Raw genomic sequence first — 14,249 nt, forward strand, 5'->3', positions numbered from 1 at the left:
AGATAAAAATGAAAATATTCCTATTAAGCTGCATGACCATTGTAGTATTGTCATGTCAATCCAAAAATAAAGAAGAAGGAAATACAACCAAGCCCGCGGCTACACAAGCTGCCAAACCTGCACAGAAAGAGGTAAATGATTACGGGAAACAGGTAAAAGGTCATTACGATAAAAAAGAAGATGCCTGGATCAGTGAAGATCCCTTTTATGACAGTGTGTATTTTAATGGTTCTGATTTTGAAAGCGTTCGCCGTTTGGTGGACAATGAAGATGAACCCAATATGGGATTGATTGATAAACAGGGCAAAATAGTAGTTGCTACCAAGTATGACGGGATTTCAATAGGCTTTACCAATGGTTTTTGTCAGGTAGGTTTAGATCATAACTGGGGCATCGTAGATGATAAAGGAAAAGAGATTTTGCCGCCTGTTTACAGCGATATTCAGGCTGAGAAGGATGGTATATTCAGAATTTCAAAAGATAATAAATATGGTTTTGCTGATAAAATAGGGAAAATCCTGGTTCCACCTACTTACGAATCCGTATCCTATGCGGGTGAAGGACTATTCTTTTTTATGAAAGCTCCGGCGCAATGGGGAGTGAAAAACTTTAAAGAAGAAGTGGTTGTTCAGCCGGAATTTACCAATACGGGAGAGTTTGTAAATGGAAAAACAGTGGTGCAAAAAAAGGATGGTCAGGATTATGTGGTGTATGCTAATGGTAACGTAGTTAAAAAATAAGATAATGATGAAAAAAATAATAACCATAAGTATTGTAGCAGGTTTGATGAGCTGTAATTCTGAAAAAACAGAAGGAGAAGTGAAAGTTCCTAATGAAACCCTGATTGTCTCATCAAAAGGGAAATTATTTAATTTTAATCTGGAAACCAAACAGTTAACATGGGAGTATGTTTCAAAAGAAGATACCCTGATGAACCGCAACAGGTTTAGCTATGATGAAAAATCAATTTATCTGCCTTTTGAAAGCGGGAGATTCATTTCAGCTCAAATTGTTTCAGGAAAAATTAATTGGAACCATAATTATAAAGATGCTCCCGATCAGGCTGTTGCAGCAACCGTTGCAGAAGATGGTTCAATAGTTACGGAGAATTCCGGAAGTGATTTTGGGCCTATTTTCATGTCTAAACCTTTACTGTATAACAACAATGTGTATATTGCTTCTGCAGGCCGGCCGGGGGTATTTACGTCCCAATTTTATGTAATTAATGCCAAGAATGGAAGCAGCAGTTCTACTTCCGAAAATTCCACTAACTATAACTATTATCAGCCGGTTGAAAACTCGGATAATATCTATCTTAATTCTGCCGTTTACCTCGATTTACATTATAAAGAAGGAACTTTTGCCAGTAACGGGATGTATGAAGGTGCGGCCTTTGAAAACCCTCTTTATACCCAGATGCAGACCTCAAAAAAATATTTGTTTGTAGGGGATGATTATGGAGTTTTCCATGCATTAGCTGTGGATAAAAAAGGATTGGCAAAAGGCGGAGATATTACCAATCCCAAGAACAATTTTATAGATAGGAAAGATATTTTTGAATGGACCTATCAGTCTGAAAAATATCCAGGCTTAGGAGATGACCAAACTTCTTTAACGAACGATTTGTTTATTGTTTGCAAAAAATCGGAAGATGAAAGTAAAATGGCTTTAATTGCCCTTGATGCCCAATCAGGGAAAGAAAAATGGTTGTTTGAGCCTCAGGATATCATCAAAAACTGGCAGGTAGTGAATCAAAACGAAGTGGTAGGATACACTAAAAGCAAGATTTTTGTAGTGGATCTCAAAGGGAAAACAACCCTGGAAATCCCTATTGATACCTCTTTATATCCGGTTTCTAATATTGAATTGAATGCAAAAAAACAATTGCTCTATATGACAGGAAAAGGAATTGTATCCATTGACAGAACTTCCAAAAAAGCTGAACTGTTAATTAACCATACCTTCTACCCAAGTTCTATTCCTTTAAATCAAATTAAATATTTCAGCAAGTAAAAGTCAGGCATATACTATACAACCTTTTTCTGCGCAGTGACTTTAGGAATGATAATTAAATAATCGTAACCGCTTAATAAATTTTTAAGCCCTATCAATTTAATCACGGCCTTTTGTTTTTTGATATCTTCATTGATTTTGGTGAGGTCAAATAACAGCCATTCATTGTCTTTACCCACAAGCTGGTAAAAAGGTTTTAGAAAATCAACATCGCCGGCATCAATACTTTCTGAAGAGAAAGAGCCGGCTCTTCCTGATTTTTGAATAACAGCAATATGTAAAGATTTTTCCTGCTCGGCATCTGCCAGATTATAAATTAAATTTCCAATATCGAAACTGTTCTGAAATAAGCTTTTATCTTTTCCCACATGATTGGCTCCAAACTTCACTAAATTTCTTTTTCCCTTTAGTGTATTAAGATGTTCCAGTAATTTTTCTTTCATGGAAGAGATCCGTAAAAAATGAGATTCAAGGCCTTTTCCCTCATTGCCCATACTGTATATGGTATTGCTTTTTGCCAATTCATTTAAAACGGAGTATTCGTATTGAGATAATTTCAACTTTTGAATCTCTTTCAGCCTTTTACCAAAGTCTTCAAAGAATAAATAGGGTTGGTTTGATCCGTCTGCAAGAGGTTTTTGATCCGTATCAGTTTTGAACTTATCCCATCTGGCATTCGATTCCTGCATCATAGCTGCATATTTTACTTGAGCTTCCTTATTGGTGGTCTTATTAATCAGTTCCTGAAAAACAGGGATATCAGCATTGAAATAAACGTTATCAAGACCAATCACGGTTGTATTGTTTTTAAAAAAATAATAGAGAAGATCACGGTCTCTGTTAAAAGAAAAAAGTGAGAATTTATCATTGGAATTAGCCACAATAGACTGATAGTCTTTATTTTTCTGATAGCCTTTTTTAAGAATATCAATACTCAGCTGATCGTCTTCTGTAATATAATTATCAAAGCTAACGTTCTGAGTAAGATAAGTGGTGAAATCTAAAACTTCATTATTAAGATGATCCTCACCAATCAAGACATATCTGTGCTGGGCGATAGTTTTCGTGAGATTCACAATGGCGTCACCGGAGAACTGTCTGTTTTCGAAATTGATCACTTGAAAATGCTGCGATGCAATTTTCGTGACTAAAGAATCCTGCGCCAGCATAATTCCGCTACATAAAAATACAGTTAAGAAATGTATTATTTTCATTTACTTTTTTTGCAAATGTAGGCGGCTGCCCGGTGCGAAAATTGTAAAAATGTAATCGGCTATATAAAAAGCCATAGATTTCCCTTTTCAATATCAACATTTTTGAAAAAGGCCTTTGGGCTGACGGTTGTTAACTCTTTGAAATCTTTATTAAAATGGGACTGATCATAGAATAGGGTATCATAAGACAGTTCCGTTAAACTTTTACTCTCTTTTTTGCGGGAAACAGAATTCCTGAAACGAAATATTTTCCGGTATTCAGAAGGAGATTTCCCAATGTTTTTCAGGAACATTTTATTGATGTGCTGTCTTGAAACCTGATGCTTTTCTGCAATATCTTCAATTTTCAGATCATGTTCTACATCCAGGATGATCTGATTCATCAGATGAAGGTCTTTTACCAGCAGTTTACAAAGCCAGTATTTTTCCAGATTCTCAATCTGCTGCTGTCTGGTGGGAAGGTCGAATATCTTCTGCATTTCTCTTTTAAAATCGGGAAAAGGATTGTATTCCATGCCGTTTTCCAAAAAAAGCGGTTGCTTATCATCTGCAAAATGGAGCAGTCCCAAAGGTTTAAAATAAATAGTAATCTCATTAACCATTTTTTCATAATAAATCTCGATGGGAGCAATATAGCGAAACACCAGGTTGGCGCTGATATTTTTTTCAGAAGATGGGAAAATGGATATTTTTTGGGTGGTTTGCAGCGTCCTGGAATTTTGGTTGATGCTGACAATGCAGTAATTATTCGGGAAAGTCCAGTAATGCAGTGGTTCTTCAGTTTCATTTTCCGTGAAAAAATAATAACCTTCCATATACTTTTTTAAGGTATCGTTTTGGGGAGTATAAAACTGCAATTCCATTGAATGATTTTTACTGATATTTATGCTGTCAGAGCGGGAAAGTAAACAATTATTAGGTGAAGTCTTTCAGATCCGGCAGTCCGCTAATGTACTGCTTTTTTATAAGGAAATCATGGTTAAATTTAAAGACAGAACTCACTTATCTAGATCAGCATGTAAGATGAAAAAACCTCATGGTTCTTAGGCTCATGAGGTGTATAATTATGAAGCAAGCAGAAAACTACGATCCATACAATTGTTCTCTGATTTCTACTAAAATCTTTGTTGTTTTTTCCAGATCAGGATTTTCGGGAAGTGGAGAAACTGAATAATACTGTTCAATAGATTCCAGTAGATCTTCTGCTTTCTGCATTACTGATTCATACGGGTTATTTCCGGCTTTGATATCCAGTAATTCTTCACGGTTGTCTACCCGGATCTGCATGGATCCCGTTTTGAAGATATGTTCACAGGACTGCAACAGTCTGATGGTGTGCATCATGTTTTTGCTGTCATAGTTTTGCCCGTGTTTCCGGTTGACATTATAGCGGTCTTCGTTGCGTTCGGAAACCCATTTCCAGTACTCCCGATAGTCTTTGCAGTACGTAGAGTAGGCATCTAAATTACAAAACAGATACGCCAAGCAATCTTCACCTTTGGGAATAGAGGAAACGGAAACCTGGTTGGCTTCTGCATCCTGCATAATTCCTTTATAACGTAAAATTCCGGATTCATCGTAGAAAAGGGCATATATTCCTTTTGTATTATCAATGCTTGCCAATCCGCAATGCTCCTGAGACAGACCACCCCGTCCTGCGGACACCCCTCCGGAGGAGGGGAATTCTTTTAGCCATTTTTTTAGCGGAATTGAACCTTGATGATGAAGAATATAACAGAAATCAAGAATCGATTTTCTTTCCTTTTCTACAGGATTAAGAATCTTTTTGTTGAGTCCTTTCGCTTTTTTAATCTGTGAAACAGCGTAGCCTGCAAACGTATCTTTACATAATTTAGAGAGAAAATCTTCAGCTTTCAAAAGATCCATTAAGGGATGTTTCTGAAGGATACAGTCTTCCGGACTGGCTAGCATTTCCAGAATATTCGGATTATTTTTCTGCAATAATTCTACAAATCTCCCGATTTCATAGTACGTAATATCATTCGTCTCATTAGAAATCTGCGGAATATAGTTGAGTCCGAAAAAATCTTCTTTCGGTAAATAATACACTCCTTTTATATCAGTATCCGAATTTTCCGTTGCCAGCCCAAAAGAACGGCTTCCGGAGATGGCTTCGAAGAGGATGAGGTTGCTGGCTTTTAGATCTTCAATTGTCATGATTACAAGTTTATATTTTTGATGTAGCTAATTTTATATATAATTTTACAATTTATAAAGATGTTTATTTTAATACCTCCCTAAAAACCCTCTCCATCTCACATTTATCTGCCTTTCCTCCTGATAAACTCTTCGATTTTTCCTCATTTTCGGCGACTGTTTTTTCAAGAAAATCAAACAGTTCCCAATCATTCGGATGGTAATAGGATTCTCCTTTTGTGGCTTTTAAAGTGACAAGATTTTCTATTTTGGTTCTGGTAACATCATCAACTAAAATTAGCAATTCACTGAACAAAACAGGTGAAACTGTTCCTTTTTCTATGATCCATTTTCCTGTCAATGCCGTTCGAAGACAGTAAAAATAACTTTTCAGTTTTACTTCATCGGCTCTGCAGGCTTCCAGATACTTTTTGCTCATGCTCAAATAGTGGTAAGAAACTGCTATCGGAGAGAAGCAGGCATCGGCTATCGGGTTGAACAATTCAACAAACTTCTCATTTTTTATATACACAATCGGCGAATAGAACCAACTCAATAAGGCAGCATTGGACTTCAGCAGCAAGTGAAACGTCTTCCGTAAGTCCCAGCCGGAACCATCAAGATCATCTTCGGTCATAAATTCTATCGTTTCATCCTTATCCCAGGGAGAAAGATACCAGTCTTTTTCATGCCGGTAGATAAAACGGATGTCGTAATCGCTGTCGGGTGAGGCAAAACCCCAGGCCCTGCTTCCGGATTCTACGGCAAGAAGTATTTCTATATTCCTTTTTGCCTCTATTTCTTTTAATTTTTCTATTATTTTAGGTGTCATTACTTTTAATTTATCATGCAAAATAAAAGGTAATCCGCGCAATCTTTTTGCGTAATGTATTTGAGTGGGAGAGTTTAAGAGTTGTAGAATATTAATATTTAGATTTTACATAATTAATGGTACTGAATTTCGACATAGGAAAATGGAGCGTTAAGAAAATTAAAGTTTAATCCGTTAAAAAATTCCCACTGTTCGAAGCGCGAGGTAATTTAGAGTTGAAAAACAAATCTTGAATTCGCGCAAGTTTTGGGGATTTTAGGATTAAATTTTAATTTTTAGTGGAAGTTTCCAGGTCTTGATTTTTTCTTTCTTTTGTATCAAAACAAAAGAAATTATTTAAATTATATTTTTAGAGGACAATTATATTTAAGCCCAATTCTTAGTGTTTGATGATTGCAAATTATTGGATATTTTGGAACTTACTTGATTCACCGGAGCTGATCGACATAGGAAAATGGAGCGTTAATAAAATAGTCTATGTGAACGTTAAGAAAATTCTACTGTCTGAAGCGCGAGACGAATTTCGAATCGAAGAACGACTATATATTTCGCGCAAGTTTTAGAATTTTTAGAGAATATGGACTATTTTTAGCGGAAGTTTCCAAGTCTTGACTTTTTGTTCTTTTGTGTTAAGACAAAAGAAATTACTTTAAATTTTATTTTTAGCCCAATTTTCCGGTCTCGATTCTTATTTCTTTTGCATCAAGACAAAAGTAAATTATTTTAAAATCATTAATATTGCACCGCCCTCATTTAACATAATAATGAAAGGCTTTATTCTTAAATATATACTACGTCCATGTTATCACACGACTTACAACACAAAATTGATTTCAAAACAAAACCTTTAGGCGCATTGGGTTCTCTGGAACAACTTGCTCACAAAATCGGAATGCTTCAGCAGACCGCTTCACCACAATTAATCAATCCTCATATGGTGGTATTTGCTGCCGACCACGGAATTGCAAAGGCTGGAGTGAGTGCCTATCCGCAGGAAGTGACCTATCAGATGGTGATGAATTTCTTAGGTGGCGGTGCAGCGATTAATGTATTTTGCAGACAGAATGGGATGAAAATCAAGATTGTGGATGCCGGGGTCAATTTTGATTTTCCACCAGATCTGGAACTTATTGATAAAAAGGTAAGAAAATCAAGCCGAAATATACTCGAAGAAGCCGCTATGACAACAGAAGAATATCAGCAGGCGTTAAAAAATGGAAAGGCTGTGGTGGAAGACATTGCGGCAACCGGATGCAATGTAATAGGTTTCGGAGAAATGGGCATCGGAAACACTTCCGCTTCATCGCTGATGATGAGCAGACTGTTTGCAATACCTGTAGCAGATTGTGTAGGAAGGGGAACGGGACTTAATGATATACAATTACAGCAGAAGATCGACATATTAACTCAGACGGCCGAAAAACATGGACAAATTGATACTCCGGATGAAATTGCACAAACGTTTGGAGGATTGGAAATTGCTCAGATGATTGGCGCAATGGAGGAAGCTTATCGTCAAAAAATGTTGATTTTAGTGGATGGATTTATTGCCACGACTGCAATTGCGGTTGTATGGAAAAAAAATCCTGAGATTCTCAACAGTTGTATTTTCTGTCATGTAAGCGATGAAACTGCGCATTTAAAAATGTTGGAGGCAATGGGACAGAAAGCATTGCTGAATCTTGGTCTTCGGGTAGGAGAGGGAACAGGCTGCGCATTGGCGTATCCGATGATTCAGAGTGCAGTTAACTTTCTGAATGAAATGTCGAGTTTCGAAGATGCCAATATCTCAAATAAAGACTAAATGAAAGCGCTAAAAAATGAGCTGGTTTATTTTGCAACCGCTTTAATGTTTTTTACACGGATTCCGGTTCCATTTAAGATTCCATATTCCAGTGACATTATGAACCGCTCGCAGAAGTATTTTTCATGGGTCGGACTGGTGGTGGGAGTGATCAATGCAGTAATTCTCTACCTTTCTTTTCAGCTTTTCGGATTGGAAATAGCCATAGTGTTGATGATGGCTTCCAGTGTTTTACTCACCGGAGCATTTCATGAAGACGGTTTCACCGATGTCTGTGACAGTTTTGGCGGCGGATACGGAAAAGAAAAGATCCTTACTATTATGAAAGACAGCCGGGTAGGTGCTTACGGAGCGATAGGAATTGTATTGCTGCTGGCGTTGAAATTTTTCAGCATTCAGGTGCTGGGGCATATAAACTTACTGGAAACCTTATCAGTAATTGTTCTGGCTCATTCATCCAGTCGCTTTATTTCAGGAACTATGATCTATACCCATCAGTATGTAACGGATATTGACGCGAGCAAATCAAAACCGCTAGCCAATAAACCATTGGACAGAACATCTTTGATGGTAGGATTTTTAAGCGTCATCATTCCACTGATTATCATACAAGACTGGAGGCTGATTCCGGCGTTGGGATTCGCTTATATAGGCAAAATCTATTTAGGCTGGTATTTTAAAAAACACATTGGCGGATACACCGGAGACTGTCTGGGAACCGTGCAGCAAGTGTGTGAAGTATTGTTTTATTTAGGAACAATTATCGTATGGAAATTCATCTGATCCGCCATACTGCTGTAGAAAATCCCGATCATTTATGTTATGGATTTGCAGAAATGCCTTTAAGAAAAGATTATCTAGAAGATTTTAAGTTAATTTCAATAGATAAAGATTTTGATCTTGTCATTTCCAGTCCGTCACAGCGATGTCAGGTATTGGCAGAGCATTTTCAACAGGATTTTACAACCGATGAACGGATTAAAGAAATGAATTTCGGTGACTGGGAACTGAAAAAATGGACTGATATTCCCGAAGAAGAAATCAACCCCTGGCATAAGGATTTTATCAGGGTAAAAGCAACCAACGGAGAAAACTTGTTAGAAATGCAAAGCCGCGTTTCTGAATTTTGGAATGAATTGATTTCTAAAGAACATACCAACAAAGTTTTAATAGTTACTCATGCTGGAGTGATTCGATTAATCCTACAATCTATTTTACAGTTTCCTTTGGAAAATATGTTTACCATTCAGATTGATTACGGGAAGAAAACGGTTGTTGAAGTGAGGAATGGTTTGATCTCGGTTAAAAGTGTAAATATTTAGTTTAAAATTTCTCGCAGATTGAGCAAATTAAGCAGATTGAATGGCACTATGATCTGCAAAATCCGCTTTATCTGCGAGAGAAAATAAAAAAGCGATCCTATGAAGCCAGCTTAATAAAAATCAATGAAATTGATTTCACTCTTTGCTCCTTATCATATTCAGTAACAAATAAATCTTTGCGTTAAAAACAAAAGCCGCCATTCCGAGATTTTCACTCAAAATGACAGCTGAAATATTATTTGAAAATCTTGGTAAAACTATCTTTTTCCAAGGTTTCCAATGAGAAATCAAAATCTACATTTTCTTTTTCTGAAGTGATCTCTGCTCCCAATTCTTTCACAAGATGATTAAAAGAAATCGGTTCGTACCATTGCTGGTACAGCGCATTGGTTGCCATCGTTGAAACCTCAGAAGTTCCAGAAACATGTGAATTTCCCGCTCCAAAATTCAAGATAACAAAACATTGTTTTCCGTCTTTTGGAAGGAGCATTCCTAAAATCGTCTGCTTCTGAACAGAGTTACACTTAGCTTCAGCAAAGAGATTATTAGGGTTCATCATATAATCATAGGAAATATCATCTCCTTTTCCAATGACGATTTTATACCCACAATGGGCATCTCCGGAGAATACACTGTTCATCACAAGCGTTGGGGTACTTAAATATTTGTTAGCGTAAAGATATTCTACCGCACCTTTAGGGGCTGAAGTCATATCTCCCGAATACATCAATTGTCCGTTATCCTGATTATACGCTGCATTCCACCCAATTTTTCCTGCGATATTCAATCCGGAAAGGTCTAGGTCATAATCTCCCCATGCATTTTCCCAATAAATTCCGATAGCCAGCCTTTCTCCATAGAATCTCGTTCCGGTCGGAATATTTCCCACAAACATTTTCTCAGAGGTGGGTAAACCGAATTCTATATCGTTAGGGAAATAGAATTTTTTTCCGGAAAGGTTATATTTTGACTGTAAAAAGGTTAAGATAAAATCATAATTTAATTCATTCACAGAAGTAGAAGCCCCTTTCTTAGTCCAGGATTTTCCGTTTCTGATCCTGTACACAAAAGTATCCTGACCATATATTCTTGAATAACAAGCTGATAAAGCTTTAAACAACGCAAATGGAGTCGCATTTTCCAGCCAGTGTAAATCACTGTTTTCCAGTAATGTATTCGTAGCATTATTTAATGGATTTGAAATTAACGGTTGATGATACACCTTAGACAGCTTTGAAATTTTATTAATCGTTTTTGGGGCTGTTTTTTTATACGCTAAAAATAAAGGCTTAAATCGGTTAAAAATCTCTGCCATTTTTTCCAATCCGAACTTTTCAAACAAATACGTTGGATCGAATCTGCTTTCTTTAATTAAACCAATCAATTCATCATTCTTAATTAAAAGCGTCGTGGTAGTCGTTTTATAAATCACATACCGGAAAAATTCAACCGGATTTTCAGGGTAAATATCATATAAATCTGCAATTTTTATAATGGCTTCCTTATTTCTGATGTTTTCTTTTCCAGTAAAATCATATTCCAGTTCAGTATGTAAAATATAAAGCAGATCATTAATAGTTTCTTCCTTCAAAGCAATACCTGATTTCAAAAGAGAAAGGCATTTTTCCTGCATTTCCTCTTGGGTATACGCTTTAATTACTTTAAAAATTAACTTCGAATCCGGAACATTTAAGACTTCGTTAGGAATATAAATCTCATTCTGAAAATCACTTCCATACGTTGAAATATAGTGGTTGATTTGTTCCATTAACAGTTCAATTCTTGAACTTTCTTTGATTTTCTGCCACGATTTATGAAAGGTTTTGTTGAGGTCATTTCCATTCAGTTTCTCCTTTGCATAATAAGAAATAATTTCTTTTTTTGCCCAAAGTGCATCAGACTCAATGATAAAACCATCATTTGAAATAAATGGCTTTTCATCAGATTTTCTGGCTAATACAGCATTAAATAATTGTAGTGTTTTCATTGTTTTTAATTTTAAAAAATAAGTGAGGAGTAATTCTTTTAAATGAGTATATAGGAACTCCTTTTACCTATAGTTTTATAAAAGGCGGGGAGTAATTATCCAAATATAGGAACTCCCTTTGCCTCGTAATTTGTAAAAAGGCGGAAAGTAAAATATGGGAAATCAAATAGGAACTTTCTTTGCCTTAATTTTTTGAACCAATGAAAATAATTAATCGTAAATATAATTATTTTCATTCTTTTGAGGAGCAGGCAGGACTCGAACCTGCGACCCACAACTGGAATTCATAGGAACTTTATGTGCCAGCAGCGAAAAGTACTCTTGTTGCTCTACCATCTGAGCTACTGCTCCTACCTTTATGATTAAAAGTTTTCATAAATCTTACAGGCTTTTATACCTATAAGGTTTGGTTATTAGTTGTTATGAAATTTCATGGTTATTACTAATTGGTTAAACGCAAAGGCGCAAAGATTTTAAATTAGTTATGTTTTTAAGGCGCAAGAAAATCAAAGATTTTCAGCAAATTCGATTTACAAAATTTTATTGAATATAAAATCCTTGCACCTTAAAAAGTATAATTGTCAGAAGAATTTGCGCCTTTTGCGATTACCAATAGTTATGCTTTTCTATATTTCTTCTTTCTTTTCCAGGGCGCATTCTTCTGAACATCTCCTGCCATAATACATCCGTAAGGCATCACTTCATCCAGAACTTCACAAAGTCCATATTCTTCAATCTGAGCTCTTACATTTTTGGCACTTTTATAAGCAGTCGGAAGTTCAGAAATATCAATTTCATTCGAGAAGAAACGGATATCCAATCCTTTGGTTTCTTCTTCAAAAACTTCTTCAATGGTTTTATGAGCCAATGATTTTTTATGCTGAGTTCTGCTGAAATTTCTTCCTGCTCCATGCGGTGCAAACCCTAAATTTCTTTCATTGGTTTTTCCCTGAACGATCAAAACTGGCTCAGCCATATTCAAAGGGATCAATCTTGGTCCTGTAATATCCGGCATAAATTTATCATCCAGCGGAGTAGCTCCTTTTGCGTGGTAAAACAAGTCACCGTCTTTGAATACGAAATTATGTTCGTTCCAATATCTGTTTTCTTTTTCGATTTCCATTTTGATTAAAACAGCGTCGTGAATAGAAGTATGGTTTTCCTTGGTCCATGTTCTTATTAATTGCAGGGCTTCCCAATAAGATTTTCCCTCCTCAGTTTCATAAGGAATCCAGGCATTTTCTCTCAATGTTTCAGGAGAAATTTCCACTCTGAATCTATTGGCGACCTTCATTCCTTTATCATACAAAGCGGCTCCCGGAGCTCTCGATCCGTGATGCGTTACGAGCATTGTATTTCCTGTGTTTTTAGAAATTCCGACAAACAGGAAATGGTTTCCATCGCCTTGAGTTCCCATATGTGAACGTGAAATACTGATTAATTTTTCATCATTCAGGAAATCATTTTCTCTGAAAGCATCCATCAATTCCTGAGACATTTCCATTTGCTCTCCTCTTGGTCTTCCTCCATATCCGAAATGCGTGATAGAATGGGCTGCATCTAACACTTCTTTAGGATCAGCTTTTCCAAAATCCGTAAGCATCACCGAACAACAGATATCCGCACTATGGAATCCAGGATGAATCGCATTTTTGGCGACCACGACTCCGCCAACAGGAATCTGACCTTCCGGACCTGTAGGACAGGCATCCGGCATAATTGCACCATCGATCAAAGTCGGAGTTTTCATCAAAACTTTCATGGTATTGATTACTTTTTCCACGTTATCATTTTCACTTTCGTGTTCCGCTCTGATATTGATGATGAAATCTTTTGGATGTTCATGAAGCGGAATCAGATCCGGTTGTCTGAATTGTTCCAGATATTCTTTGATTTGAATCTCGTCTAATTGATTTTCGTTGATATGCGCAATCGCTTCTTTAAACCATTTCGCTGATCTATATCCTAATTCTATAATATGGTTTCCATTAAATTCCATGTGTTCTCTCATTTTGTTGATGCAAAATAATAACACAAGTGTGCAATGTTTTTGCGTAGATAAAAATATTTTAATTATTTTTGATAAAATTTAATAAAATGTTATTTGAACAATTAGAAAAATCAGCGGAGGAAATTCAGTTTAAAGATGTTATTGCATTTATTGATGAACATTATGATTTTACTCCGACAAAATTTACTAACGGAAACACAGAAAATGAAGCCAACCAAAATAACGGTTCTTGCAAAGTTTTCAGTTTTGCGAAGCTGAATGATTTATCAAAAGAGGAAACATTGAATCTTTTTGGAGAGTTTTATAGAGAAGACGTTTTACAAAATCCTGAAGGGACGGATCATCAGAATATAAGAAACTTTATGGAGTTCGGTTGGGATGGGATTTCTTTTGAAGGAAAAGCTTTGAAAAGAAAATAGATTGAGATTTGCTTAATTTTCAAATAGAAAACTAAAACTATAATGATAGAATACAGACAAGAAAAAATGTTTTGTAAAGGGAAATTCAAACTCATTACAGAATTAAATGAATTCAGAATGGCATTATGGATTAATGGTTTTGGACTGGAAAATACATTGACAGGTGAGGAAATTATTCCAGTAATTTCAAGTTTTAATCTTGATGACATCAAAGAGGTTAATGAAGAAGTTTTGAAAATAAAGTTTAGAATTTATCCAAATGGTTTACAACATTATGCAGTCGAAATAAATCCATTTTTGAAAAGCTTTGTATATGAAGACAAAATTTATTCAACAGACAATTTTTTTAAAACTATTACAGGACAAGAGTGGAAGTAATTGTTTTTATAAAAAAATATACTGATATAAACTATTTTTTCCGGCTGGTGAAGTGTAAACTTAACTTTAAGTGTATTTCAGCCTTTATCTTATTAATTTAAAAATCAACAAG

General features: G+C 35.9%; 13 protein-coding genes and 1 tRNA gene. 7 read left to right on the plus strand and 7 right to left on the minus strand.

The window, feature by feature from the left end; translation table 11 throughout:
* The first annotated feature begins 8 nt into the window (after positions 1–8).
* Positions 9–740 (plus strand): WG repeat-containing protein, encoded by a 732-nt coding sequence (locus IW15_RS09440; protein WP_034710796.1) that lies wholly within the window; start codon positions 9–11, stop codon positions 738–740.
* 7 nt (positions 741–747) lie between these two features.
* On the plus strand, positions 748–2,013 hold the full coding sequence (locus tag IW15_RS09445; protein WP_131368533.1) for a PQQ-binding-like beta-propeller repeat protein: 1,266 nt from the start codon (positions 748–750) through the stop codon (positions 2,011–2,013).
* Positions 2,014–2,027: 14 nt separating this feature from the next.
* On the opposite strand, the gene IW15_RS09450 is transcribed toward IW15_RS09445, so the two are convergent.
* The 4 genes from IW15_RS09450 to IW15_RS09465 all read right to left on the minus strand — a co-directional run bounded on the left by IW15_RS09450 (position 2,028) and on the right by IW15_RS09465 (position 6,216).
* Entirely contained in the window at positions 2,028–3,227 is a 1,200-nt protein-coding gene (locus IW15_RS09450) for a hypothetical protein (protein ID WP_131368534.1), read from the minus strand.
* 59 nt (positions 3,228–3,286) lie between these two features.
* Positions 3,287–4,090, minus strand: coding sequence for a helix-turn-helix domain-containing protein (locus tag IW15_RS09455; RefSeq protein WP_034710800.1), 804 nt, complete (start codon positions 4,088–4,090; stop codon positions 3,287–3,289).
* Positions 4,091–4,310: 220 nt separating this feature from the next.
* Entirely contained in the window at positions 4,311–5,405 is a 1,095-nt protein-coding gene (locus tag IW15_RS09460; protein WP_034710801.1) for a nucleotidyltransferase domain-containing protein, read from the minus strand.
* Positions 5,406–5,469: 64 nt separating this feature from the next.
* A complete protein-coding gene (locus tag IW15_RS09465; RefSeq protein WP_034710802.1) occupies positions 5,470–6,216 on the minus strand; it encodes a nucleotidyltransferase domain-containing protein in 747 nt (248 codons plus the stop codon).
* A 799-nt stretch (positions 6,217–7,015) separates the two neighbouring features.
* Here IW15_RS09465 and cobT point away from each other — a divergent pair.
* From cobT to cobC, 3 genes are read left to right on the plus strand one after another with little or no spacing between them, the layout of a single operon-like run.
* A complete protein-coding gene (gene cobT, locus IW15_RS09470; RefSeq protein ID WP_034710803.1) occupies positions 7,016–8,020 on the plus strand; it encodes a nicotinate-nucleotide--dimethylbenzimidazole phosphoribosyltransferase in 1,005 nt (334 codons plus the stop codon).
* A complete protein-coding gene (locus IW15_RS09475) occupies positions 8,021–8,803 on the plus strand; it encodes an adenosylcobinamide-GDP ribazoletransferase (protein ID WP_034710804.1) in 783 nt (260 codons plus the stop codon).
* Entirely contained in the window at positions 8,788–9,342 is a 555-nt protein-coding gene (gene cobC / locus IW15_RS09480; RefSeq protein ID WP_034710805.1) for an alpha-ribazole phosphatase family protein, read from the plus strand. The genes IW15_RS09475 and cobC overlap by 16 nt, the downstream gene beginning before the upstream one ends.
* A gap of 235 nt (positions 9,343–9,577) precedes the next feature.
* On the opposite strand, the gene IW15_RS09485 is transcribed toward cobC, so the two are convergent.
* From IW15_RS09485 to IW15_RS09490, 3 genes are all read right to left on the minus strand, one after another.
* The gene (locus IW15_RS09485) at positions 9,578–11,329 is read right to left on the minus strand and encodes a hypothetical protein (RefSeq protein WP_034710807.1); all 1,752 of its coding nucleotides are present in this window, start codon (positions 11,327–11,329) and stop codon (positions 9,578–9,580) included.
* A 243-nt stretch (positions 11,330–11,572) separates the two neighbouring features.
* Positions 11,573–11,680 (minus strand) — tRNA-OTHER (locus IW15_RS22755).
* Between the two features lie 265 nt (positions 11,681–11,945).
* On the minus strand, positions 11,946–13,340 hold the full coding sequence (locus IW15_RS09490) for an RtcB family protein (RefSeq protein WP_394331241.1): 1,395 nt from the start codon (positions 13,338–13,340) through the stop codon (positions 11,946–11,948).
* A gap of 86 nt (positions 13,341–13,426) precedes the next feature.
* Between IW15_RS09490 and IW15_RS09495 the strand changes: the two genes are divergently transcribed.
* Both IW15_RS09495 and IW15_RS09500 read left to right on the plus strand, forming a co-directional pair.
* Complete coding sequence (locus IW15_RS09495) at positions 13,427–13,759, plus strand: HopJ type III effector protein (RefSeq protein ID WP_034710811.1); 333 nt, start codon at positions 13,427–13,429, stop codon at positions 13,757–13,759.
* Positions 13,760–13,801: 42 nt separating this feature from the next.
* Positions 13,802–14,137: a hypothetical protein gene (locus tag IW15_RS09500; RefSeq protein ID WP_034710812.1), complete on the plus strand. Its 336-nt coding sequence runs from the start codon at positions 13,802–13,804 to the stop codon at positions 14,135–14,137.
* Positions 14,138–14,249: the final 112 nt, after the last annotated feature.

The sequence above is a fragment of the Chryseobacterium soli genome (assembly GCF_000737705.1).
GTDB lineage: Bacteria > Bacteroidota > Bacteroidia > Flavobacteriales > Weeksellaceae > Chryseobacterium > Chryseobacterium soli.